This is a genomic window from Salinisphaera hydrothermalis C41B8, from assembly GCF_000732535.1.
In the GTDB taxonomy this organism is placed as follows: Bacteria; Pseudomonadota; Gammaproteobacteria; order Nevskiales; family Salinisphaeraceae; genus Salinisphaera; species Salinisphaera hydrothermalis.
Genome location: NZ_APNK01000001.1, coordinates 36,283 through 59,643, shown reverse-complemented (window position 1 = coordinate 59,643; position 23,361 = coordinate 36,283). Strand labels below are relative to the sequence as shown.

Sequence of the window (23,361 nt, the reverse complement as noted above, 5' to 3'; positions counted from 1 at the left end):
TCGCCCGAGCCCCGGAACGGCGCCTTGAGTTGCTATCATGCGCGCCTGCCCATTAATGCCCAACCGCGGTGCGCCCCATGAGTGATGCTCTTCGCGAACGTGTCACGGCCGAACTGGCCCAATATCACGAGCCCTATCTGGATACCGATCTGGTCAGCGCGCGCGCCGTGCGCTCGCTCGAGATCGACGGCCACCGCGTCACGCTGGAACTGGATCTCGGTTTCCCCTGTGGCCGCTATGGCCAGGAACTGGCCGAGCAAGTCCGCGCCAAGCTGGAAGCGCTGGACGAGGTCGAGCAGGCCGATGTGACGGTCGGCTTTTCGATTAGCCCCAAGGCCGTGCAGTCCCAGCTCAAGCGCATCGACGGCGTGGCCAACATCATCGCCGTGGCCTCGGCCAAGGGCGGGGTCGGCAAATCCACCGTCGCCGCCAACTTCGCGCTGGCGCTGGCCGCCGACGGTGCCAATGTCGGCCTGCTGGACGCCGATATCTATGGCCCCAGCCAGCCGCGCCTGATGGGGATCGAAACCAAGGCCAAAGCCGCCGGCGAAAATGTCATCGCGCCGGTCGAGGCGCATGGCCTCAAGACCATGTCGATCGGCTATCTCATCGACAAGGAAAGCCCGGCGATCCTGCGCGGCCCGATGGTGACCTCGGCGCTGCAGCAGATGCTGTTCCAGAGCGCCTGGGGCGATCTGGACTATCTGATCATCGACCTGCCACCGGGCACCGGCGATATCCAGCTCACGCTTGCGCAGAAGATCCCGGTCTCCGGCGCGGTGGTGGTCACCACGCCGCAAGACCTGTCGCTCATCGACGCGCGCAAGGGCGTGGAGATGTTCAAGAAGGTCAGCGTGCCCGTGCTTGGCATCGTCGAGAACATGAGCACGCATATCTGTTCCAAGTGCGGCCACGAGGAACACATCTTCGGCGAGCACGGCGGCCAGCGGCTGGCCGATGAGTACGATGTCGATCTGCTCGGCGAGCTGCCGCTGGATATCTCGATTCGCGAATATGCCGATTCGGGCAAGCCGACCGTCGTGTCGGCGCCGGATTCCCAGATCGCGGCGGCGTATTTCGACATTGCCCGTAACGCCACGGCGCGTCTTTCGCGCCAGAAGAAGGACTACGCCAGCAAGTTCCCGAACATCAAGGTGGAAAGCAACTGACCCACCGCGGGCGGGGCGCCGAGCCGGATGACAACGGCGTCCCGCCGTCTGTGCGTAGCTCGCGGTGTAGCCGACTTGAGGCGCCAACTGGCGACGAAGTCGAACAAGTCTTGCAGCTCGCATGATTCCTTGGGCAACGAAGCGCATGTGGCGGTTTGCGCCCCGATCGAACCCGTGCGCACTGACGACTAACCGCCATCTGCGTGAGTCTGTGTCGATCTGCGGATCAATGCGTTCGGGAACAAAGTCGTGTAGGTCGGATTAGCGAGGCGTAATCCGACATGAACACCCATTCGCGAGCGGCGGTGAACTGATCCGGGTCGAGGCATCGATTGTCACTTGGCAGTCCGAGGCCCGCCCGCTATGTGGTCGTATCGGGGGGGGGGGCGCCGTGCGACTCATCGATAAACGAATAGGGGCGCTGTCGGCTGTACATTGCCCGCACATTGCCGCATTCAGCCGCCACGATGTCGCAAATGTTCAAGGCCTCGTCGGGCGTGACTCGATCTAATCAATGCATGGATCGATCATGCGGTAACGAGGCATGCCGACGATGTCACAAGCCAGCTCCACCCAGCATGCGGCCGCAGCGGCTCGGCTCGTGCGGACGCCGCCTGAGCAAGCCGATCGCATCGATCTGCGTGGCCCGCGTCGCCTGCCGGCGTCGACGGGCGCTTGTCCGATCGCGCTTGCGCATGCCATGCGCCGGCTGCTGAATGGCCGAGCGCTCGACACGCTTTCGATCGAGGACGCCGATCATCGTTTCATTCTGATGACGCCACATCAGGCGGCCGATGTCCGCAGGACAGTGGCGCGGTTCGCTGATATTGGTCTCGATCTGCGCGGCGACCTGTCGTCGCGCGGTTTGATCATCGATGCCACGCTCATCGCCCGTCGCGGCTTCGATGCGACAGCGGCACGCCAGCTCGCAAGCGTGATCGCGGACATGTTGGAAATGGCGGGCGACGATGCCATCGCCGTGCGTGCGCGGCGCCAGGTTCGCGCGCTGTGCGAACGCTTCCGGCAGATGCAAGGCGTCTGGGTCCGTGATGGCAGTTAGTGTTTTCGAACTGTTCAAGATCGGCATCGGGCCGTCCAGCTCGCACACGGTGGGGCCGATGCGGGCCGCCGCTCGGTTCGTGGGCGAGCTCGACGAGGCCGGCCGGCTCGATGCCGTCGCGTCGGTTCAGGTCATGCTCTACGGGTCACTGGCCGCGACCGGGCGCGGGCATGGCTCGGATCAGGCCGTGATGCTCGGCCTGGCGGGCGAAGTGCCGGAGAAGATCGATGCCGAGTCCATGGGCGCCCGGATCGCCGCGATGCACGAGAACTCACGCATTGCGCTCAACGGCCGCCACGAGATCGCCTTCGATGCCCGGGCCGATCTCAAGATGAACAAACGCGAGCGCCTGCCGGTGCATACCAACGGCATGCGCTTCACCGCCTTGGACGCGGCCGGCGACGTTATGGCCGAGCGCATCTTCTATTCGGTGGGCGGCGGCTTCGTGATCGAGCCGGACGAGCAGGGCAAGGCCCGGTTGGTCGAAGACACGACCGTCCAGCGCTACCCGTTTCATACCGCGGCCGAGCTGCTGTCGATCTGCCGGCGCGAAGGCCTGGCGATCAGCGACGTCATGCGGGCCAATGAAACCGCCTGGCGCGACGAGGCTGCCATTCGGGCTGGCCTGCTCGAGATCTGGGCGGCGATGGTCGATTGCATCGCCGCCGGCCGTTCGCGCGAAGGCATGCTGCCGGGCGGCATCAAGGTTCGTCGTCGTGCGGCCCGGCTTGCCCGCGATCTGGAAGCCGCCGAGGCCGCCGGGGATCCGCTGGCCGCCCTGGATTGGGTCGGGCTGTATGCGATGGCTGTCAACGAGGAAAACGCCGCCGGCGGGCGCGTGGTGACCGCGCCCACCAACGGCGCGGCCGGCATCGTGCCCGCGGTGCTGAACTATTTCGTGCATTTCTGCGACGGCGACGAAGACAGGATCGTGCGGTTTCTGCTCACCGCCGGCGCCATCGGCCTGCTCTACAAGGAAAACGCCTCGATTTCCGGCGCGGAGGTCGGCTGTCAGGGCGAGGTCGGCGTGGCCTGTTCAATGGCCGCCGGCGCCCTGGCCGAAGTGCTCGGCGGCACGCCGGCTCAGGTCGAGAACGCCGCGGAGATCGGCATGGAACACAACCTGGGCCTCACCTGCGACCCGATAGCGGGGCTGGTGCAGGTGCCGTGCATCGAGCGCAATGCCATGGGGGCGGCCAAGGCGATCCAGGCCGCGCGCATGGCCCTGCGCGGCGACGGCGAACACTGCGTATCGCTGGACAAGGTGATCAAGACCATGCGGGCCACCGGCGCCGACATGAAGACCAAATACAAGGAAACCTCGCGCGGCGGTCTCGCCGTGAACGTCATCGAGTGTTGAACCCACCGATCAACGGAACCCCGCCATGAAAAACCGCTACTCGATTTTCTCGTTGGCGCGCAACGCGCTGTCGCATCACGAGAAATGGGATCGTGCCTGGCGCAGCCCCGAGCCGCAGCCGGCATATGACGTCATCATCATCGGCGCCGGCGGGCACGGCCTGGCCACGGCCTATTACCTGGCCAAGGAGCACGGCATCACCAACGTGGCCGTGGTCGAGAAGGGCTGGCTGGGCGGCGGCAACACGGCGCGCAATACCACCATCGTGCGCTCGAACTATCTCTACGACGAATCGGCACATCTGTTCGAGAAGTCGCTCAAGCTCTGGGAAGGGCTGTCGCAGGAACTCAACTACAACGTCATGTTCTCGCAGCGCGGGGTATACAACCTCGGCCACACGCTGCAGGAGATGCGCGATATCCATCGCCGGGTGAACGCGAACCGTTTGAACGGCATCGACAGCGAAGTGGTCGATGCCCGGCAGATCAAGCAGGAAGTGCCGATCATCAATACCTCGCCGGATGCCCGCTACCCGATTCTGGGGGCGTCGCTGCAGCGCCGGGCCGGCACCGCGCGTCACGACGGCGTGGCCTGGGGCTATGCCCGTGCGGCCGACGCCCGCGGCGTGGACATCATCGAAAACTGCGAAGTCACCAATATTCTGCGCGACGGCGGCCGGGTCACCGGTGTAGAAACCACGCGCGGCACCATCAAGGCGAAGAAGGTAGGCATCGTGGTGGCCGGGCATTCGGGCGTGCTGGCCGACATGGCCGGTTTCCGCCTGCCGGTGGAATCGCACCCGCTGCAGGCGCTGGTGTCCGAGCCGGTCAAGCCGGTGCTGGACACGGTGATCATGTCCAACGCGGTGCACGGCTATATCAGCCAGTCCGACAAGGGCGAGCTGGTCATCGGCGCGGGTATCGACAGCTACAACGGCTACGGCCAGCGCGGCAGCTTCAACATCATCGAAGAGACCATCGCGGCTATCAAGGAGATGTTCCCGATGTTCTCGCGCATGCGGATGCTGCGCCACTGGGGCGGCATCGTGGATACCACGCCGGATGCCACGCCGATCATCGGCAAGACGCCGGTCGACAATCTGTTCATCAACTGCGGTTGGGGCACGGGCGGCTTCAAGGCCACGCCGGGCTCGGGGTGGGTGTTCGCCCACACGCTGGCCACCGGCGAACCGCATCCCATCAATGCGCCGTTCTCGCTGGATCGTTACACCACCGGCTATCTCGTCGACGAGCACGGCGCGGCCGGCGTGGCGCATTGAAGAATTATCCGCAAATGGACGCGAATAAGCGCTAATGAAGACAGATGGATTTTTTATGTTCAGTTGCGGGAGGAGGTCATGACAAACGCTTCGAATATTCGAGCTGATCGGCCTTTCTCGATGTTTTGCCTTTCCTTCATTTGCGCCCATTGGCGTTCATTCGCGGACTAACAAAGGGAACGAAGCCATGTTTCAGATCGATTGCCCCTGGTGCGGCCCGCGGGACCAGTCCGAATTCGCCTATGCGGGCGAGGGCGGCATCAAGCGGCCGGAAGACCCGAGTGCGCTCACCGACGCCGAGTGGGCGGATTACTTGTTCATGCGTCAGAACCCGCGTGGCCGCCATCACGAGCAATGGCGCCACGTGCACGGCTGCGGCCAGTTCTTCGACGTGGTGCGCCAGACGGTGACCTATCGCATCGAATCCGTCGACCTGCCCGGTCGGCCCGCTCTCGCAAACGCTTCGGGAGAAGTCCGATGAGACAGACCCAACGCCTCGAGCACGGCGGCCGCATCGATCGCAGCCGCACCATTAAATTCACTTTCAACGGCCGCGAATACACGGGTCACCCGGGTGATACGCTCGCCTCGGCGCTGCTGGCCAACGGCGTGTCGATCGTCGGGCGCAGCTTCAAGTACCACCGGCCGCGCGGCATTGTCGGCGCCGGGCCGGAAGAGCCCAATGCCATTGTGCAGGTGGGCAGCGGCGCGCTGACGCGGCCGGATCAGCGCGCCACGCAGGTCGAGCTGTTCGACGGACTGGAAGCCTCGACCGCCGCTCGGCTCGGGTTCGACCCGATGGGGGTGAACAACACCTTCTCGCGCATGCTGCCGGCCGGGTTCTATTACAAGACCTTCAAGTGGCCGGCCAAGTACTGGCCGAATTACGAGAAACGCATCCGCCAGGCGGCCGGGCTCGGCCACGCGCCGACCGAGGCCGACCCGGATCGCTACGATCACATGAACGCGCATTGCGACGTGCTCGTGGTCGGCGGTGGCCCGGCCGGGCTGGCCGCCGCGCTGCGGGCCGGCCGGGCCGGTGCCCGCGTGCTGCTGGCCGACGAGAACGCCGAGCTGGGCGGTGCGCTGCTGTCCGAACGCGTGCAGGAAAGCACCCGGATCGACGGTCGTTCGTATCGCGACTGGATCGACACGACGAGCGCTGAACTCGCCGCCATGGACAACGTGCGCGTGCTGACGCGGACCACGGCGTTCGGCAACTACGACCACAACTTTCTCGGCCTGATGGAAGACAAGGCCGACTATCGCGGCGGCCCGGCCGAAGGCGAGGTCCGGCATCGGCTGTGGCGCGTTCGCGCGCGTCGCACGGTGCTTGCCACCGGGGCGCTGGAACGCCCGCTGGTGTTCGGCAACAACGACCGGCCGGGCATTATGACTGTCTCGGCCGTCGCGACTTATCTCAATCGCTACGGCGTATGTCCGGGCTGGCGCGCGGTGATCTTCACCAACAACGACAGCGCCTATCGCACCGCACTCGATCTGAAAGCCGCCGGCCGGGATGTGGCCGCGGTGGTCGATGTACGCTGCAAGCCCAGCAGCGCGCTGGTTGATGCCGCGCGAGAAGCGGGCATCCCGATCCACGACAGCAGTGCGATCATCCGGGCGCGCGGTTCGCGTCGTGTCAAAAGCGTGCAGATCGCGCGGGTCAAGTACGGCCAGCTCACCGGCGATTACGAAACCATCGCCTGCGATCTCGTTGCCTCGTCCGGCGGCTGGTCGCCGGTCGTACATCTGCATTGTCATATCGGTTCCAAGCCCGCCTGGGACGACGTGGCCGCCTGCTTCCTGCCGGGCCCGGACAACCCGGGCCAGTGCTCGGCCGGCGCCGTAACCGGCCAGTTCAGCCTGCGCGATGCCCTGGTGCAAGGCTTCGAACAGGGTGGGGCGGTGGCCTCCGAGCTCGGGTTCGAGCCGGGCGACGACAAGGCGCCTTCGGCACCGACGCCCGGCGATGTGCTGCCGATCGAGCCGTTCTGGCTGGCGCCGAGCGAGCGGCCACTGAGCCGCGGGCCCAAGCAGTTCGTGGATTATCAGAACGACACCACGGCGGCCGATATCGCCCTGGCCGTGCGCGAGGGCTACGAGTCGGTCGAGCACGTCAAGCGCTATACCGCCATGGGCTTCGGGACCGACCAGGGCAAACTCGGCAACATCAACGGCATGGCGATTCTGGCCTGGCTGCTGGACCAGTCCATCGCCGAAACCGGCACCACGACGTTCCGGCCGGCCTATACCCCGATTTCCTTCGGCGCGGTGGCCGGGCGCACGGCCGATCATCTGTTCGACCCGATCCGCAAGACAGCCATGCACGACTGGCATGTCGCGAACGGCGCCTTCTTCGAGGATGTAGGGCAATGGAAGCGGCCCTGGTATTACCGCCGGGTCGGCGAGTCCATGCAGCAGGCGATCGATCGCGAATGTCATGCCACGCGCAATAGCGTGGGCGTGCTCGATGCTTCCACGCTCGGCAAGATCGAAGTCCACGGGGCGGATGCCAATCGCTTCCTGGACATGATCTACACCGGCGGCCGCCTCAAGATGAAGACCGGCACCTGTCGCTACGGACTCATGCTGCACGAAGACGGCATGATCTTCGACGACGGCGTCACCGCCAAGCTGGGCGAGAACCACTACTACCTGACGACCACCACCGGCGGGGCCGCCGGCGCGCTCAACTGGCTGGAGCAATGGCACCAGACCGAGTGGCCGGACATGGACGTGTTCTTCACCTCCGTAACCGACCAGTGGGCGACCATCGCGGTCAACGGGCCGAAGTCGCGCGATGTGCTGCAAGCGTTGTGCGATGACATCGATTTCGAGCGCGACGCTTTCCCGTTCATGACCTTCCGCGACGGCACGGTGGCCGGCGTGTCGGCCCGCGTGTTCCGGATCAGCTTCACCGGCGAACTGGCGTTCGAGATCAACGTCGACGCCAATTACGGCCGGCACGTCTGGGATGCGGTGATGGCGGCGGGCGAGCCGTATGGCATCACGCCCTACGGCACCGAAACCATGCACGTGCTGCGGGCGGAGAAGGGCTTCATCGTCGCCGGCCAGGATACCGACGGCTCGGTTACGCCGATGGACATGGGCATGCACTGGGCGATCGGCAAGAAGAAGACCGATTTCATCGGCATGCGTTCCTTGTCGCGCTCCGACATCGTGGCCGAGGGGCGCAAGCAGTATGTCGGCCTCAAGCCGCGCGACGGCCAAATCGTGCTGCCCGAAGGCGCCCAGCTCGTGGACGATCCGCAGGCTGAATTGCCCATGCCGATGATCGGGCATGTCTCTTCGTCCTACTACAGCGACACGCTCGGTCACGCCTTCGCGCTGGCGGTGGTCAAGAACGGCCGGTCGCGTCACGGCGAGATCATCTACTCGCCGCAGCCGGACGGCACCGTCATTGCCGCCGAGATCACCGATCCCGTGTTCTACGACCGAGAAGGAGCGCGTCAGTATGTCTAAAATCAAGCTCGAAAGCCCGCTGATCGACCAGCCCGAGGCCCGCACCGGCAACAACGGCCCGACGAATGCCGGGGTAACGCTCGTCGAGCGTTCCTTCCTCGGCCATATCATGCTGCGCGGCCGGTCGGACGACGCCGCGTTTTTGGCCGCATGCGCCCGCGTGTTCGGTGTCGAACCGCCGACCGCGCCCAACACCTATGCCGAAGGCAACGGCGCGGTGATCGGCTGGATGGGCCCGACCGAATGGCTCTTCATGGTCGACAGCGAGGCGCGCGCCGCCTGGCTCGACGCGCTGCGTGAAGCGCTCGCCGATGTGCATGCCGGGGTGGTCGATCTGTCCGGCGGCCAGACGACGATCGGCCTGGAAGGCTCGCATGCGCTGGATGTGCTCGCCAAAGGCAGCACGCTGGACCTGCATCCGCGCGTGGCGGGTGCCGGCTTCTGTACACGTTCGCTCCTGGCCAAGAGCGCCATGTTTCTGCGCGTGATCGAAACTGGCCACCGCTTCGAGATCGTCGTGCGCCGCAGCTTTGCCGATTATCTCTGGCAATGGCTGGTGGATGCGTCCGGCGAATACGGCTTGCGGATTCTGCCGGCCGAATCGTCGCTGGCCCTGGCCGGGCTGGATGTCGCCGCGCCCCGCGCAGCGGCCACCGCCTGATGAGCGCGGTGGTGGCCGAGCCCGTGCCGGGGCGGGCACACGTACTGACCGCCCAGGGGCCCAGCGCCCGTGGCCAGGTCGCCGCGCTGAGCGAAGCCGTCGATCGCCACGGCGGCTATATCGAGGAGCTGGATCAATACGACGACCCGGATACCCAGCGGTTTTTCGCCCGCTTGTTGTTTCATGTCGACGGTGGGGGCGCTTTCGATGCCGACGGCTTTGCCGACGAGCGCGAGCGCCTGGCCGAGCGCTTCGGCTTCGAGCTCCATCTCAAGCCGCTCGGCCGGCCGATGCGCGTGCTCGTCATGGTGTCCAAACTCGATCATTGTCTGCGCGATCTGCTGTATCGCCATGCCCGCGGCGAACTGGCGATGGAAATCGCGGCCATCGTCTCAAATCATCGCGATCTCGAACCGCTCGCCACCCAGTACGGTCAGCGCTTCATCCACTTGCCAGTGACCAAGGACACACGGGGCGAACAGGAGGCCGAACTCAAGCGACTGATCGACGACACCGGCGCCGAGCTGGTCATCCTCGCTCGCTACATGCAGATCCTCTCCGACGATCTGGCGCTATCGCTGGCCGGTCGTGCCATCAATATCCATCATTCCTTCCTGCCTGGCTTCAAGGGCGCCAAGCCCTACCACCGGGCGCATGCCCGTGGCGTCAAGCAGATTGGGGCCACGGCCCACTACGTCACCCCCGCGCTCGACGAAGGCCCGATCATCGAGCAGAGCGTCGCCCGGGTCCGCCATGCGGATCGCATCCCCGACCTCATCGCGCTCGGCCGCGACTGCGAATGTCGCGCGCTGTCGCGTGCCGTGCGGCTGCACATCGAATCGCGGGTGTTTATCAACGGTGAGCGTACGGTGGTGTTCGGGTAACGGTCGGGCGGCATCTCCTGATCTTTGCATTGATTCTTAGTGGGTTAGCCGCGGTAATGGGGCCCCGCGAATGATGACGGTTAGGGCTGTGGTGGGCGCGAATGAACGGCGTAGTGGGCCGAAATGCCGAATACGACTGGTATAACTCTTGCTCTGCTCGTTTTCGCTGACCCCTGGTTTCGCGCTGCAGCGCGAGTCACTTCTCTTGCTTGCTCGGCAGATGTCACCAAGAGAAGAGCACCCGGCGCGGCGCCGGCTTCGCCGGTTCAGGGCGAGCCGTAATGCCGGCGGGATGCGCCCAGAACTCGCGCCGCTTTGGCGGCGCTCAGACAGGCTGGGCGCACCGGCGCCGTGCGCCGGACACCCGCCGACACCACGTCTCGCCGTCGCCGCACAACGGGACTGAAATACAGACACGGCGCATCAGCGAGTTGGCGTATTGGCGAGCCTTGGCACCGAATACGACGCTTTGGCGATAGCTCCGGCCGTTCGGCGGTTAACCAAGACGCGCAGCCCCCGCGATGCGCGACGCTACAGCCTCAACAGCGCTTATCACGGGCGCATGAACGACGATACGATCCATTCGGTTGCCCACGGGGGAGGCGGTCGCCCGCTTACTTAGGTCCCGCAAACACGCGATGAAACCTTTTTCTCCGCACCGCTGGCGCGGCGGGCCGGGCGAGTCGTGTGCCTGGGATTTACCCGGTGCTTGGCGTTTAAGCGCGCCATAGGCGCGATGTGCACGAGTTGCGTATAGCGCCGGCAGTACCGGGCCTGTTCATGATGCGAATACGGCGACGCCCCGTACTCGTCGCCCGGAATGAAAGCAGCCGCCCGGCGCCCGGGCGGCTGCCTTGAGGTCACATCAGCGTGCCGTGCGGGTCGAGCACGAATTTCTTGGCCGCGCCCTTATCGAAGTCGGCGTAGCCCTGCGGCGCTTCGTCGAGGCCGATGAGCTGCACGTTGACCGCTTTGGCGATATCCACCTTCTCGTGAAGAATCGCCTGCATGAGCTGGCGCTGATAGCGCATGGCCGGCGTCTGTCCCGTATGAAAGGAGATGGCCTTGGCCCAGCCGAGACCGAATTTCATCGAGATATCGCCATGCCGGGCGCTCTCTTCCTCGGCGCCCGGGTCTTCGGTGACGTAGAGCCCGGGAATGCCGATACGCCCGCCGGCCTGGGTGATTTCCATGGCGGCATTCAGCACGCTGGCCGGCTGCTCGTGTTCGTGGGCACAGCCGTGGCCGTGGGCTTCGAAGCCCACCGCGTCGACCGCGGCATCGACCTCCGGCACGCCGAGCACCGATTCGATCAGTTCGCTCATGCTGGCGTCCTGACGCAGGTCGAGCGGCTGGCAGCCGAAGCTGCGCGCCTGTTCCAGACGCTGCGGATTCATGTCGCCGACGATCACACAGGCCGCGCCCAGCAGCTGCGCGGACACGGCGGCCGCCAGGCCGACCGGCCCGGCACCGGCGATATACACGGTCGAGCCGGGCTGGACGCCCGCGTTCACGCAGCCATGGAAGCCGGTGGGGAAGATATCGGACAGCATGGTCAGGTTGGTCAGCTTATCGATCGCCTGGTCGCGGTCGGGGAAGACAAGAAGCTGAAAATCGGCGTAGGGCACCATAACGTATTCGGCCTGGCCGCCGACCCAGCCGCCCATGTCGACATAGCCGTACGCGCCGCCGGGGCGGTCGTCGTTCACGTGCAGGCAGATGTGCGTATCGCCGCGCTTGCAGTTGCGGCAGCGGCCGCAGGCGACGTTGAACGGCACCGAGACGATATCGCCCTTGTTGACGAACTCGACGTCGCGCCCGCATTCGATCACTTCGCCGGTGATCTCGTGGCCCAGCACCAGCCCTTCCGGGGCGGTGGTGCGCCCGCGCACCATGTGCTGGTCGCTGCCGCAGATATTGGTGGTTAGAACCTTGAGAATGACGCCGTGCTCGCATTTGCGTTTGCCGAGCGCGAGTTCGGGAAAATCGATGTTCTCGACCGCGACTTTGCCGGCGCCGCGGAATACGACGCCGCGATTACCTGAAGATGACATGGGTGGACTCCTCCATTCTGCAGTTGGGTTGCTTGCTTTTCTCGGGAATGATTAAGGGCAGGGCGAGGCCCGGCCGATGACGAGATCAGTCGTGGTGGCCGCCCGTCCGGTGATGTTCGCTATGGACCGCATAAACGCATCGAGGCGCAAAGGGCTCGCTTCGGCGAGGGCGTCGAATGGCGCCATCCGTTGCGATGTCATGAACGCGCGTGACAAAAGTGGCGATGCCGTCGCGATCAGAAATCGACAACGACATCCGTTTTCGGGCGGCTACAGCAGGACAGGATGTAGCCGTCCTCGATGTCCTCTTCGGTGATGCCACCGTTGTGGTCCATTTCCACCTCGCCCGACTTGAGCCCGACACGGCATGTGCCGCAGATGCCCATGCCACAGGCTTTCGGGATATGCAGGCCAATCTTGGCGGCGGCGGCGTGCAGCGTTTCGTTCGGCCGGATACGCACGCTCTTATGGGTGCTGGCGAACTCCACCTCGTACAGATCGGCATCGTCGACTTCTTCCGCGGCCACCTCGGCCTGCTCGGCCAGCTCGATCACGTCTTCGCGCACGCTGGCCGGTGTCGCCCCGAAGCTTTCTTCATGGTAGTGCGTCATGTCGAAGCCACGGTTGTGAAGAATATTCTTCACCACGTTCATGTAGGGCGTGGGGCCGCAACAGAAGATTTCGCGCTCCATGAAGTCGGGCACCATCAATTCCAGCATCGGCTCGGTCAGGTAGCCGCGAAAGCCGGCCCAGGACTCGCCTCGCTTGTCGTCTTTTTCGCAGACGATGTGCAGCGTGAACTCGGGCAGGCGCGAGAACATGTGCGACAGCTCGCGGTGATAGATGATGTCGTGCGGCGTGCGCGTGCTGTGCACGAAATGCAGATCGACGGCCGCGTTGGTATCGAAAAACCACCGGGTCATCGACATCAGCGGCGTGATGCCCACGCCGCCGGACAACATCAGATACTTTTCCGCCGGGTGGTCGATGATGTTGAAATTGCCGACCGGGCCGTGCACGGCCAGAACGTCGCCGACGCCCAGATTGTCGTGCAGCCAGTTGGAAACCTTGCCCCCCGGCAAACGCTTGACCGTGATCGAGAAGCTATAGGGAATCGAAGGCGAGCTGGAGATCGTGTACGACCGCATGATCGGTTCGCCGTCGATCTCCAGTTCCAGCGTCACGAACTGTCCCGGCTTGAAGAAGAACATGACCGGCTGTTCGGACATGAAGCAGAACGTGCGTGTATCCGCGGTTTCCTGAATGACCTTCACGCAACGCACCGTGTGGCGACCGTTGGTCCAGGTCTGCGTATTTACCGGGTTTGAGAAATCCATTGTCATGTCATCGCCACTGAGCGTTGCAGGGGCCGGCCCTTTGAGCCATGGGTTCGGCGTGCCGAACCGTCCTGCATTCGATTCTGATCGCCCCGTATTTCGGCGACTTATCTCTCAGCGACACTCACTTATCTCATGGCTCCATCGCGCCGGACCGTCCTTGACTTCCGCGTCGTTTGGATGACGCAAAATGTCGTTGGCAGGCAACTCGGGCTGTCATAGCTGTTTCACAATCGAGCTCAAGTTCAAGAGATCGCTCATGTCGGCGCATCTTTCTTCCAGGTGATGACATGGGCCATTCCTTTTGTGCCTCAAAGCGTGTCAGTCATGCCGGCTATATAGGAAAGCCGGTGTGCAATGAGGATGCCCCATGAATTTGACAGCTCGTTTCCCCCTCGCAGATTCGCTGTCCGGCGTTGGCGAAGCCGCCGCGGCGATGCTCCAGGAACGCCGGCACAACTTCTCGCTGCCGCAGCCGTTCTACAACGACGAGCGTCTGTTCGCGTTGGATATGCAAACCATCTTCGAAAAAGAGTGGCTGTTCGCCGGCATGACCTGCGAGATCCCCAAGAAGGGATGCTTTCTCACCGTCAACGTCGGCAACAATTCGGTGATCGTCGTGCGTGGCGACGAAGGCAGCGTTCATGCCTTCCATAACGTCTGCCGCCACCGCGGCTCGCGCCTATGCAGTCAGGCGAAGGGCAAGGTGGCCAAGCTGGTCTGCCCCTATCACCAGTGGACCTACGAACTCGACGGGCAGTTGTTGTTCGCCGGCACCGATATGGGGCCCGACTTCGACATGTCGGCCTATGGCCTCAAACCCGTGCACGTGCGTACGGGCGGCGGCTTCATCTTCATCTGCCTGGCCGACGAACCGCCGGAACTCGAAAACTTCCAGAGCGCACTCGACGATTATCTTGGCCCGCACGGCATGGATAACGTCAAAGTCGCCGCCGAATCGGACATCATCGAAAAAGCCAACTGGAAGCTGGTCATCGAGAACAACCGCGAGTGCTACCACTGCAACGGCGCCCACCCGGAACTGTTGAACTCGCTCTACGAATTCGACGACACCGACGACCCGCGCGCCACGCCGGAATACAAGCAAGTCGTCGAGCGTAAGCAGAGCGATTGGGAAGCTGAGCGTATTCCCTGGCAGCTCAAACGCTTCGGCAAGCGCAACCGCATCACGCGGACGCCGCTGGTGAAAGGCACCGTCTCGATGACCCCGGATGGCCAGCAGGGCGTGCGAAAACTGATGGGCCGGCTCACCAGCCCCGACATGGGCTCCCTGCGCATTCTCCACCTGCCCAATTCGTGGAACCACGTCATGGGCGATCACGCGGTGGTCTTCCGGGTGATTCCGCTCGGCCCGCAGGAAACACGGGTCACCACCAAGTGGCTGGTGAACAAGGACGCCCAGGAAGGCGTGGACTACGATCCCGAATCGCTACGCAAGGTGTGGGACGCCACCAACGACCAGGATCGTCGCCTGGCCGAAGAGAACCAGCGCGGCGTCAACTCCATCGCCTACGAACCGGGCCCGTATTCCGAGACCTTCGAATTCGGCATCATCGATTTCGTGGACTGGTACAGCGAACGGATGCTGACCCATCTGGGCCAAAACGCACCGGCGTTGCAGGTCGCCAACGCCCAATAGATTCATTCCAACAACGCGGAAAACGGCTCGCGTGAGTTGGGTGGTTAGAGACGGGTTCATGCGGACCTACTGGCGAGTGCCGTCTACTTGCTACGCCTCGGGCGTGCTCAGCTATCCAGCGGGCTGACTACGCCACGCCCGCCATGTTTAAGCACGTGCGTATAAATCATCGTCGTCTGCACGCTCTTGTGGCCCAGCAATTCCTGAACTGTCCGGATATCGTTGCCGCGTTCGAGCAGGTGGGTCGCAAACGAGTGTCGTAGCGTGTGGCAACTTGCTTTCTTGTGGATGCCGGCGCGCTTCACCGCGCCTTTAACCGCGTGCTGCAAACCCTTCTCGCTGAGATGGTGGCGTCCTGTCCGGCCGGATCGCGGGTCGACCGATAGACGAGACGACGGGAAAACATACTGCCAAGCGAGCTCGGTCTGGGCATTCGGATACTTCGTCGCCAAGGCAATAGGCAAGTAAACGGCACCGTAGCCCGCCGAGAGATCGGCGCGATGCTGCTCCGCGACCCGATCGATTTGTGCCTTCAACGCTTCGCTAATGGAGACGGGCAGCGGGGTCACTCGGTCTTTCGCGCCCTTGGCATCCCGAACCACGATTTGCCGGTACTCGAAATCCACGTCCTTCACGCGAAGCCGCATCGCTTCCATCAACCGCAATCCAGAGCCGTAAAGCAAAGACGCCATCAATCGATAGTTGTCATCCAACTGAGCCAGCAAACGTGCAACCTCTGCCGTACTCAGCACCTCCGGTACCCGCGCCGGCCGCTTCACGCGCACCACGTCATCCATCCAGGGCAACTCGATGCCCAGCACTTCCGTGTACAGGAACAGCACGGCGTTCAACGCCTGATTCTGCGTGGATGCCGCGACATGACGGTCGACCGCCAGATGCGTCAGAAAAGCCTCGACTTCCGGCTTTCCCATATCTTTCGGATGCCGTTTATCGTGAAAAAGAATGAAACGACGAATCCAGGCGATATACGTCTTCTCGGTCCGAATGCTGTAATGCTTTAGCCGTATGCGTTCGCGGACTCGATCGAGCAGCTTCGGTGAACGATGTGGCGATTTAGGCATTTGTAATAACCAATTAGCGGTCTATTGGCGCTATCAGCATTGCTAGGCAACGCTTACAGCTGCGCTAATTATTACTATACGAAATTTGCGCGCAGTGCTATACCTACTTTCAGACGTATACTTGGCGTTAGCTCTACGAAATGATTGACGATTTAAAGCAACCTCATAAGACGTTCTTTTATCTGGCTTCCGCATTACTTGGCGTGCAGTTCGTCTACCTTATTGCCATCATTTCGGCGGCTGACTCTTCGGCGTGTCTCAGTTGGTCAATGATCCCGCTCGCCGCGTCGATGCCGTTTGTAGCCGCATCATGCGCTGGAAGTATTTTGGGCAGCCTTGTTCTAGCTCAATCAATGCTGAGCACCGGATCCGCTTTCGGGTGGCTGTGGTTGATAGTTGTCTTTTATTCACAGTCGTTGTTGGCGAGCGTCGCTTTCATTCTCGCAACCGTTATCGCGTACCGTGGGCTATACGTTGGATATAAGCGTGAAAAAAGCTAACAGTTCGCTGCAGCTGACCGTCCCAAGCGCTGCCGCGCTTCGGCCGGCAACTGAGCTTAGGCGTTGGGCGTAAAAGCACGGAGATTTAAGCAATGCTCGATGGCGTAATGCTACTTTGGTTTCTGCTCACCGCGTTATCTCTGCTGTTCGTGGCGGTCGATATTCGTACCACGCCAGAATCTACTGTTCTAAAATGGGGATTCATTTTACTCACCGCGTACACGGGGCCGTTTGGTGCGTTTCTTTACGTGCTAGGTTGCCGCGAGCCGTTGCCGGGATTACACGAACGCTACGTTGCAACGCGTTGGAGACAAGTGCTCGGCTCCACAATGCATTGCGTGGCCGGCGATGGGGTCGGCATTTTGGCCGGGGCTGTCGTCGCCGGCGTCTTTCATTTTCCCCCAACGCTCGACATCGCGCTGGAATACATCCTAGGTTTTGGATTCGGTTGGGCGATATTTCAGGCTTTGTTCATGCGGGATATGGCCGGCGGCTCATATGCGCGCGCTCTCTCCAGTACGTTTTTTCCGGAATTGTTGTCGATGAACTGCCTCATGGCTGGCATGGTGCCCATAATGACTTGGGCGATGAAAAATACGGCCATGGCCCATGAACCGACCGGGCCAGCATTCTGGTTCGTCATGTCCATGGCCCTGCTGGTCGGCTTCATAACGGCCTATCCCATGAATTGGTGGCTGGTATCACGACACATGAAACACGGGATGATGACAATTCGTTTTTCCAATAAACCCACGAATGAAGACACGATGCACGCAAGTGCTTCCGAGCACTCGCACGATGCTCATACTGCCCCGGCACGGAGGGCTGAAAAGCAAACACAGGAGCCAGGTTCCAAGCGCACGCTTGCAGGCATGACGATCCTTTCGTTCATAGTATTTGGCGTAGGGCTGGGGATAGCGGTACTTTTGACACGCTTCTAGCAGATCTCTCGTATCGACGCCCAACAAGACGCTGCAGTTGACCGCCCAAAGCGCTGCCGCGCTTCGGGTTCCCTCCGTGCTTCGCACTCCGGCGGCAACTGAGCTCAGGCGTTAGGTAAAAGGAAGCAGTTATGGGAGTGGATCAAGCGTTAGTAGATGCCGCGAAAGCGCAAGCCATAGCCAGTTTTCCGAGCGGCGAAGGTGGGGCGGCGGCCGTCTACCTGAGCGACGGGACGATTCTGACGAGTGTCGGCTTCGAGTCACCGAACGAGGCAGCAAATCTTTGCTATGAAACCGGCGCTTATTGTGAAGCATTTCGACTCGGAAAGTCGGTAACTGCCTCGGTATGTGTAATCCGCTGCGGGAGTGAAGAACCATTCGCTATTGTCCCGCCCTGTGGTATTTGCCTAGAGCGGCTAGCTATATGGCGGGAATCAGTTGAGGTTGCGGTCCCGGATCGAGAAGATTCGAAAAAGTGGCAATCGTTACCCTTTAGAGAAATTCAACCATTTTACTGGGCAGAGTCGCCGGCATTTGCGGGTGATACCTAACGTGGCGCTGCAGTTGACCGCCCAAAGCGCTGCCGCGCTTCGGCCGGCAACTGAGCTTTGGCGTTGGGTAACTGTGGCTTTTGTGTCGGCGCGTCGGGTTGGCAGCCAACGAAAATGGCTCACTCGGCTTCGCTATTCGGTGGCCCATCCGGCAACGAAAAATAGTTGTTCGTGCATAGTGCCTTCGGTCGAGGCTTGGCGTGTCTCGGCAAAGTCAGCTCCCGCAGCCGCAAGCGGTTTCTGGCCCCTTCGCTTCAAGCTGGAAAGCGGGCCTCGTTTGATGTGCCGAGTCGGCTTCCGGCAAAGCGCTTTCGTCCGGGTTTTGCTATCTTCGGGGCATGGGGATTTATCAGCACCAAACTACGGGCTTTGTTCAATCGGGTTGGTTGCCTTCGCTTAGCCGAACGGCGGTCAATCCGTGGCTATGCAGTCACCCAACAGGTCGCTGCAGTTGACCCGCGTTCCGCTTCGCTCCACGCGGGCAACTGAGCTTCGGCGTTGGGCGCCCTAGTGGACGATTCTTACCAGTACGAGATGAGACAAGGTGAGCGACCGCGCTTTCTAGACGACGGTGACAAAGCAGTCTTAGTCGACCGACGAGAGTATCGGCTTAATGCCGAACGCGCTTTGATCGCCCAGTTCGTCTGCCAACGCCGACTCTTTGGAATGGTCTACTCTCGATTATGTCGAGAGGTTTTTGACTCTTTAAAAGAAGGTGGCGGCGTGTTCCTTGGCGGCCTTGTGCCCTCGGAAAAGTTATCGCCTAATCTGAAGTACCCTGGCGACATCGATCTACTAGCGATCCCGTATCAGGATAATAAGTTACTTGTTGATAAAACGCTGGGCGTCGAAATTAAGATTATCTGAGCAAGTTTTTCAAGGCAGGGGAAGTCTCCAAACGAGTTCGGTTTTAGCCAAGGTATCGGTCTGCTTTCGGCAGGATTTCCCTATGCTGCAGTAATGCACATCATCGTGTCGGACCAAGCGCCCGCGCGTAATTGGAGGCGAGTGCTTGTAACCGAGGTCGTTGACTCGGAGACAGGTAGAGTAAATCCACCAAGAGAATTTTGGGCCGATATGATGCCCGCCGACCTTATAAGTCGTAGTTTCGGGCGTCTTAGAAAGTCTAGCCCTGACCCGCTATTGGGGCTGGCGGCGGTATATATGAATGGCTCGGGTGAGTGGCAACCAGAAGTAAGTAGGGCCGAAAAAAACACGGCGGTTCACGTGGATACTCTGAAGGGAGTAGCAAATTATTTTCGTAAAAATTACTCGCGGTTTTTGGACACCCCAAAATTTCCAGTTGTTACCAGCCCAACAGATCGCTCCAGTTGATGCCCGCTATCGCGGCCACAACTGAGCTTAGGCGTTAGGGCTCCGAGATCATGATCCCAAACGAAGTGCTCGAATACTCCGTAAAGGTGACGCTGAAGGAATACAGCGATATGGAGATGATTCTGCTAAAGGGGCATCTTGTTCTCGAGCAAATCCTGTATCAATTTATTTCTGCCCATCAGCTTGACTCGAAACGAGTAGACGCAATGAATCTGATGTTTAGCAAAACGCTGGAACTTGCTATGGCAATTGATGCCAATTCTATTAAGGAAAAATATCCTCACTTAAAGGAAATCAAAAGAATCAGAAACAAAATCTCGCATGAGCTCTTCTTTGATGACTACCATCAAGACCTGAAAAAGTGGGCGTCTACCGTGCTTGGCTATACGCCAAAGACGATCAATTCAAAGAGAACTTAAAAAAACCACGTTATAAAAGCATTTTCATGGCTTGCCGGTACGTTGCTGGGGATATCAAATGGCATCGAGGCCGTAAAAAGACCTAACAAGTGGATGAAGGCCGACAAATTTTCTGCTGCCGCTCCAAAATGGGCGGATTATTCAAGGCGTTATTCGTCAGAACTTAGTGCATATGGTGAAATGATTACGCTCAAGGCAAAAGGCGGGATCAAAATCAAGTTTGACCCCGAAGAGGATCTCGACTGGGATATTTTCGATGCTCAATCCAACAAGAAGATAGGTCGTATAGAAATCGATGATGAGCAGATGGTCGTCGGGGCAGATATTAGCCAAGAGTATCAGCGGAAAGGTATAGCTACTGCGGTCATAAAGTACTTGGTTGAAGAATGCGGATGTGAATTCTACTTTTGGCCTCCTGACGGGCTAACCTACAATGACGCGAGGCATCTGAGCGTGGAGGGTGCTAACTTGGCAAATTCACTGGTTGAAAAAGGGCTAGCTAAATGGATCAAAGTCGGACCCTGTGCGGAGGATGAGACTTTCTAGCTTAACCACCTAATGCCGCCTAACAAATCGCTCAAGTTTGTTCCGCGCTTCGCGCTCCACCGGACGCGGCAAAGCCGCGCCACTTAGCTTAAACGTTGGGCCCCAGTGTGAGATATCGATGGAACTGAGCTATATTGAGGAAAAAATACGCGTGCCTCGAGAGCAGGTGTCGGCTGGAATCGAATTTCCGGAGCCGGCGATGAAGCTTGATATGGCTGCGCGTGGTGGAGATAAACTCCGGCAGTTCAAATACCTTCATCAAATGTGTACTTTGCATTCGGAAAATTTCGCAACTGCGACTCAGATCAAGGTCGTTGCCGTCGTAGACGGCTACCTTGAGAATGCTCGGTTCGAGTCTTCCCTTGGGATGTATCTCTTTACGAGGTCATTGTTAGAGCTCGCAGCGTTTTTACATGACGTTGACGCTCGATTGAGCGCAGTTGTTTCAGAACCGGAAGATAAGTGGCGCCCCAAAGGGGAGCAATTCTTCGGAATCATCATGCGCGCTAGATTTGGAACGTCCAACAAGGAAATTGCGAAGCATCTAAAAGATGCCGGTGCGTCCAAGAAACACCTTGAGCCATTTAACATCATGCAATCTCTCGCCAAGCTCGTGGCAAGCTCTGAGGCTAACGCATTGGCTGGCAAGTATGATCTCCTCTGTGACTATGTGCATCACAATCTTTCAAGCCACTACACTTCAAGTCCAGGATTTCGAGTCGGGGATTCCGCGCATTCCCAAGGCGGAGGTGCCCTCCTGATGATGAAAGGTGCCCCTATCACGAGGTACGAATACCCGGTTCCTGCCAAAGCCAAAAAGGCACAGTCAGAAACGCTCGAGATCATCGATGCCGCACTAAATATCTGTATTAGCGCCGTAAATCGTTTGCCCCGCACACCGTTCAGTGAAGACCAGTTGGAGAAAATGACAGGCTCTAGGATTGGGCTTACTCAACTGCCTCCTGGCATGTATGTGCCGACGCGTCAGTGAGCTCTGGCCCAACAAGTCGCTGCAGGTGACGTTTGACCCGCCACCTACTTTTGCTATCGCATAAGCAGGCGTCGCCTCAAACGCACCTGAGCTCAGGCGTTGGGCCGTGATTTATGACATTGCATGAAATCTGGCTAATCTGCTTTTCTATAGCGACGCCGATCGCTGGCTTAGTAGCATTCACCGTTCAAGTTCGGACAGTGCGCAAAACTCGACTGGAAAACGAGAAGCTGCAGTTAGAGCTAGATAAGCTCAGGGAAGAGGAGAAAGAAAGAGAACGAAGCATCCGGGTAGCGTCGAGCGATGAAACTGAGCGCTATGGTCAGCCAAAGTTCAGCCGTGGATTTCCGGGGCCATGTCCCGGTCCAGAGCCCGGTCCCGAGCAGGGTTTGCTAGGTTCGGTGTTACCCGCAGCCACAATTGTATTCGTGCTTTTTGCAGCCGTCGCCTTCGTAACTTATTTAGGTTTCGATATCTATCGCTTAGTTAGGTGGGCGATATCATTCATGTAGTAGATATAGAGCCGCCCAACAAGGTGCTGCAGTTGACCACTAAACCGCTTCGCGCTTTGGGTTCCCTCCGCGGGCTTCTCCCGCTCCGGCGGCAACTGAGCTCAGGCGTCTGATATGACTTCCATTGTCAAGCACGCACGATCTATCTCATGGCGGTCGTCCTTGAAGAAGGGTCTGACAGCGGCCGGGCCAATAACGTCGACGGTGGATCATGCTGATATCCGCGGATTGGTTACCGTATTACTGAGTTCCGTCTTGAGGGCCTGTCCGCAGTCTAGAGGCGTGCATCGCGTGTTCGCGGCCACTTAACGCCGTCGCGGGTTACCCCCACACCGGGCCCGGTCACTGCCATTCCCAAAGCGAATTCGGTTTAAGCAGGCTGTTCGAGTTGGCGGGCCGCAGCCCAGATGAAGCCCGCCAACTCTCGGGCGACCGCTGTGACGGCCACATTCTTATGCTTGCCTTTGGCCGTGAGCTTGACGTACTGGTGATGTAGCCGGATCTGGGCATTCCAGGCAATCGCCCGAATGGCCGGATCGATCGTGCCCGCCCGGGCCTCGATGATTCGACTGACTTTGGGACTGTAGCGATAAGACCAGGCCGCTTCCGTGAGCAAGGTCCGGGCCCAGCGATTGCCACAGCGCGTGATCGGCCCCAGCCGGCGCGTCTTGCCGGAACTGTGTTCGACCTGCACCAAACCCAGCCACGCCATGAAATGCTTGGGATGGGCAAAGCGCGCTAGATCGCCCGCTTCGGCGACCACGGTGTAGGCGACCGTTTTCTGGATGCCGCGAAAGGCCTGCAACGCCTGAGCCAGCGGATAACCCGACCAGTCGGGGGCCAAATGATCGAGCTGGCGTTCCAGCCGATCCCGGCGGCGCTCGCGTTCGCTGATCGAATCGACCAGCTCCTGAAAGACGATTTGTTGGGCCGGTGACGGCAAGACCATCTCAGACAACCACCGTCGATGCGCCGTCGACCAGTTCGCCCGTCCCGTGTAACGGATATCGTGCCTCAGCAAAAAAGACTTCAGCCGCTGTCGCGCCCCGGTCACATCGCGCTTGGCCTGCTGCCAGGCTCGCACCACATCGCGAAACTGTTCTTGCTCAGGCGTAGGGATATGGACATAGCTCAGCGTAGCCGCCCGTAACGCCAAGGCCAGCTTGCGGGCATTCCGGCGGTCGGTCTTGATGCGCTCACCGGGCTTTTGAGGAATCAATGAAGGCGCCGCGACTTGGCAGTCGTAGCCACGACTCGCCAGAAGCCGCTGTAACCCGAACCCGCAGGGTCCGGCTTCGTAGACAAAGCGTAATGGCCCACGCCCCGAGAGCTTCTTGCATAGTCGGTCGATGGCGTATTGCTGGGTTCCGATGGTGCCGATATCGATCACCGGCGCGTCCGAATCACTGGCCACGCAGGCCACCGTAATCGAGTCTTTGTGGACATCCAGGCCGACAAAAGCAGTGGTATCGTTTGACATGCTGACCTCCGCACGGGGAACCGAGTTGAGCGAAATTGAGTATCGCTTGTGCGG

General features: G+C 60.5%; 19 protein-coding genes. 15 read left to right on the top strand and 4 right to left on the bottom strand.

What is annotated here, in order from left to right; genetic code table 11:
- The first annotated feature begins 77 nt into the window (after positions 1-77).
- The 8 genes from apbC to purU all read left to right on the top strand — a co-directional run bounded on the left by apbC (position 78) and on the right by purU (position 9,899).
- Entirely contained in the window at positions 78-1,169 is a 1,092-nt protein-coding gene (apbC, locus tag C41B8_RS00240) for an iron-sulfur cluster carrier protein ApbC (protein WP_037332631.1), read from the top strand.
- Positions 1,170-1,722: 553 nt separating this feature from the next.
- Positions 1,723-2,229: a hypothetical protein gene (locus C41B8_RS00235; protein ID WP_156962354.1), complete on the top strand. Its 507-nt coding sequence runs from the start codon at positions 1,723-1,725 to the stop codon at positions 2,227-2,229.
- On the top strand, positions 2,219-3,589 hold the full coding sequence (locus C41B8_RS00230; RefSeq protein WP_037332626.1) for an L-serine ammonia-lyase: 1,371 nt from the start codon (positions 2,219-2,221) through the stop codon (positions 3,587-3,589). Before C41B8_RS00235 ends, C41B8_RS00230 begins: the two co-directional genes overlap by 11 nt.
- A 25-nt stretch (positions 3,590-3,614) precedes the next feature.
- Positions 3,615-4,868, top strand: a complete 1,254-nt coding sequence (locus C41B8_RS00225) for a sarcosine oxidase subunit beta family protein (protein WP_037332621.1) — start codon at positions 3,615-3,617, stop codon at positions 4,866-4,868.
- 187 nt (positions 4,869-5,055) lie between these two features.
- On the top strand, positions 5,056-5,349 hold the full coding sequence (locus tag C41B8_RS00220; RefSeq protein WP_037332618.1) for a sarcosine oxidase subunit delta: 294 nt from the start codon (positions 5,056-5,058) through the stop codon (positions 5,347-5,349).
- Complete coding sequence (locus C41B8_RS00215) at positions 5,346-8,354, top strand: sarcosine oxidase subunit alpha family protein (protein ID WP_037332617.1); 3,009 nt, start codon at positions 5,346-5,348, stop codon at positions 8,352-8,354. The genes C41B8_RS00220 and C41B8_RS00215 overlap by 4 nt, the downstream gene beginning before the upstream one ends.
- A complete protein-coding gene (locus C41B8_RS00210; protein WP_051882550.1) occupies positions 8,347-9,015 on the top strand; it encodes a sarcosine oxidase subunit gamma in 669 nt (222 codons plus the stop codon). The genes C41B8_RS00215 and C41B8_RS00210 overlap by 8 nt, the downstream gene beginning before the upstream one ends.
- Positions 9,015-9,899 carry a formyltetrahydrofolate deformylase gene (gene purU / locus C41B8_RS00205; protein ID WP_051882548.1) on the top strand — a complete coding sequence of 295 codons (885 nt, stop codon included), beginning with the start codon at positions 9,015-9,017 and terminating at the stop codon, positions 9,897-9,899. Before C41B8_RS00210 ends, purU begins: the two co-directional genes overlap by 1 nt.
- Before the next feature lie 860 nt (positions 9,900-10,759).
- Here purU and fdhA read toward each other — a convergent pair.
- Positions 10,760-11,953, bottom strand: a complete 1,194-nt coding sequence (gene fdhA / locus C41B8_RS00200) for a formaldehyde dehydrogenase, glutathione-independent (protein ID WP_037332615.1) — start codon at positions 11,951-11,953, stop codon at positions 10,760-10,762.
- 236 nt (positions 11,954-12,189) lie between these two features.
- The gene (locus C41B8_RS00195) at positions 12,190-13,296 is read right to left on the bottom strand and encodes an FAD-binding oxidoreductase (RefSeq protein WP_037332614.1); all 1,107 of its coding nucleotides are present in this window, start codon (positions 13,294-13,296) and stop codon (positions 12,190-12,192) included.
- 364 nt (positions 13,297-13,660) lie between these two features.
- Here C41B8_RS00195 and C41B8_RS00190 point away from each other — a divergent pair, with 364 nt between their 5' ends.
- On the top strand, positions 13,661-14,950 hold the full coding sequence (locus tag C41B8_RS00190; protein WP_037332611.1) for an aromatic ring-hydroxylating oxygenase subunit alpha: 1,290 nt from the start codon (positions 13,661-13,663) through the stop codon (positions 14,948-14,950).
- Positions 14,951-15,057: 107 nt separating this feature from the next.
- Here C41B8_RS00190 and C41B8_RS00185 read toward each other — a convergent pair whose 3' ends face one another.
- Positions 15,058-16,032: an integron integrase gene (locus C41B8_RS00185; protein WP_037332609.1), complete on the bottom strand. Its 975-nt coding sequence runs from the start codon at positions 16,030-16,032 to the stop codon at positions 15,058-15,060.
- Between the two features lie 592 nt (positions 16,033-16,624).
- Between C41B8_RS00185 and C41B8_RS00175 the strand changes: the two genes are divergently transcribed.
- The 6 genes from C41B8_RS00175 to C41B8_RS00155 all read left to right on the top strand — a co-directional run bounded on the left by C41B8_RS00175 (position 16,625) and on the right by C41B8_RS00155 (position 21,315).
- Entirely contained in the window at positions 16,625-17,473 is an 849-nt protein-coding gene (locus C41B8_RS00175; protein WP_037332606.1) for a DUF4396 domain-containing protein, read from the top strand.
- 131 nt (positions 17,474-17,604) lie between these two features.
- Positions 17,605-18,024 carry a cytidine deaminase gene (locus C41B8_RS21080; protein ID WP_084188337.1) on the top strand — a complete coding sequence of 140 codons (420 nt, stop codon included), beginning with the start codon at positions 17,605-17,607 and terminating at the stop codon, positions 18,022-18,024.
- Between the two features lie 510 nt (positions 18,025-18,534).
- Entirely contained in the window at positions 18,535-18,891 is a 357-nt protein-coding gene (locus C41B8_RS19205; RefSeq protein ID WP_156962353.1) for a hypothetical protein, read from the top strand.
- A gap of 518 nt (positions 18,892-19,409) precedes the next feature.
- On the top strand, positions 19,410-19,778 hold the full coding sequence (locus C41B8_RS00165; protein ID WP_156962352.1) for a hypothetical protein: 369 nt from the start codon (positions 19,410-19,412) through the stop codon (positions 19,776-19,778).
- A gap of 93 nt (positions 19,779-19,871) precedes the next feature.
- Positions 19,872-20,324 (top strand): hypothetical protein, encoded by a 453-nt coding sequence (locus tag C41B8_RS00160; RefSeq protein WP_156962351.1) that lies wholly within the window; start codon positions 19,872-19,874, stop codon positions 20,322-20,324.
- Positions 20,325-20,442: 118 nt separating this feature from the next.
- Positions 20,443-21,315 carry a hypothetical protein gene (locus tag C41B8_RS00155; RefSeq protein ID WP_037332602.1) on the top strand — a complete coding sequence of 291 codons (873 nt, stop codon included), beginning with the start codon at positions 20,443-20,445 and terminating at the stop codon, positions 21,313-21,315.
- Between the two features lie 882 nt (positions 21,316-22,197).
- Here C41B8_RS00155 and C41B8_RS00150 read toward each other — a convergent pair.
- Positions 22,198-23,307, bottom strand: a complete 1,110-nt coding sequence (locus C41B8_RS00150; RefSeq protein WP_037332599.1) for an IS110 family RNA-guided transposase — start codon at positions 23,305-23,307, stop codon at positions 22,198-22,200.
- Positions 23,308-23,361: the final 54 nt, after the last annotated feature.

What these genes read in the sequence shown, in the direction of transcription:
- apbC (WP_037332631.1), top strand. Translation starts at nt 78, where the DNA reads ATGAGTGATGCTCTTCGCGAACGTGTCACGGCCGAACTGGCCCAATAT.
- C41B8_RS00235 (WP_156962354.1), top strand. Translation starts at nt 1,723, where the DNA reads ATGTCACAAGCCAGCTCCACCCAGCATGCGGCCGCAGCGGCTCGGCTC.
- C41B8_RS00230 (WP_037332626.1), top strand. Translation starts at nt 2,219, where the DNA reads ATGGCAGTTAGTGTTTTCGAACTGTTCAAGATCGGCATCGGGCCGTCC.
- C41B8_RS00225 (WP_037332621.1), top strand. Translation starts at nt 3,615, where the DNA reads ATGAAAAACCGCTACTCGATTTTCTCGTTGGCGCGCAACGCGCTGTCG.
- C41B8_RS00220 (WP_037332618.1), top strand. Translation starts at nt 5,056, where the DNA reads ATGTTTCAGATCGATTGCCCCTGGTGCGGCCCGCGGGACCAGTCCGAA.
- C41B8_RS00215 (WP_037332617.1), top strand. Translation starts at nt 5,346, where the DNA reads ATGAGACAGACCCAACGCCTCGAGCACGGCGGCCGCATCGATCGCAGC.
- C41B8_RS00210 (WP_051882550.1), top strand. Translation starts at nt 8,347, where the DNA reads ATGTCTAAAATCAAGCTCGAAAGCCCGCTGATCGACCAGCCCGAGGCC.
- purU (WP_051882548.1), top strand. Translation starts at nt 9,015, where the DNA reads ATGAGCGCGGTGGTGGCCGAGCCCGTGCCGGGGCGGGCACACGTACTG.
- fdhA (WP_037332615.1), bottom strand. Translation starts at nt 11,953, where the DNA reads ATGTCATCTTCAGGTAATCGCGGCGTCGTATTCCGCGGCGCCGGCAAA.
- C41B8_RS00195 (WP_037332614.1), bottom strand. Translation starts at nt 13,296, where the DNA reads ATGACAATGGATTTCTCAAACCCGGTAAATACGCAGACCTGGACCAAC.
- C41B8_RS00190 (WP_037332611.1), top strand. Translation starts at nt 13,661, where the DNA reads ATGAATTTGACAGCTCGTTTCCCCCTCGCAGATTCGCTGTCCGGCGTT.
- C41B8_RS00185 (WP_037332609.1), bottom strand. Translation starts at nt 16,032, where the DNA reads ATGCCTAAATCGCCACATCGTTCACCGAAGCTGCTCGATCGAGTCCGC.
- C41B8_RS00175 (WP_037332606.1), top strand. Translation starts at nt 16,625, where the DNA reads ATGCTCGATGGCGTAATGCTACTTTGGTTTCTGCTCACCGCGTTATCT.
- C41B8_RS21080 (WP_084188337.1), top strand. Translation starts at nt 17,605, where the DNA reads ATGGGAGTGGATCAAGCGTTAGTAGATGCCGCGAAAGCGCAAGCCATA.
- C41B8_RS00165 (WP_156962352.1), top strand. Translation starts at nt 19,410, where the DNA reads ATGATCCCAAACGAAGTGCTCGAATACTCCGTAAAGGTGACGCTGAAG.
- C41B8_RS00160 (WP_156962351.1), top strand. Translation starts at nt 19,872, where the DNA reads ATGAAGGCCGACAAATTTTCTGCTGCCGCTCCAAAATGGGCGGATTAT.
- C41B8_RS00155 (WP_037332602.1), top strand. Translation starts at nt 20,443, where the DNA reads ATGGAACTGAGCTATATTGAGGAAAAAATACGCGTGCCTCGAGAGCAG.
- C41B8_RS00150 (WP_037332599.1), bottom strand. Translation starts at nt 23,307, where the DNA reads ATGTCAAACGATACCACTGCTTTTGTCGGCCTGGATGTCCACAAAGAC.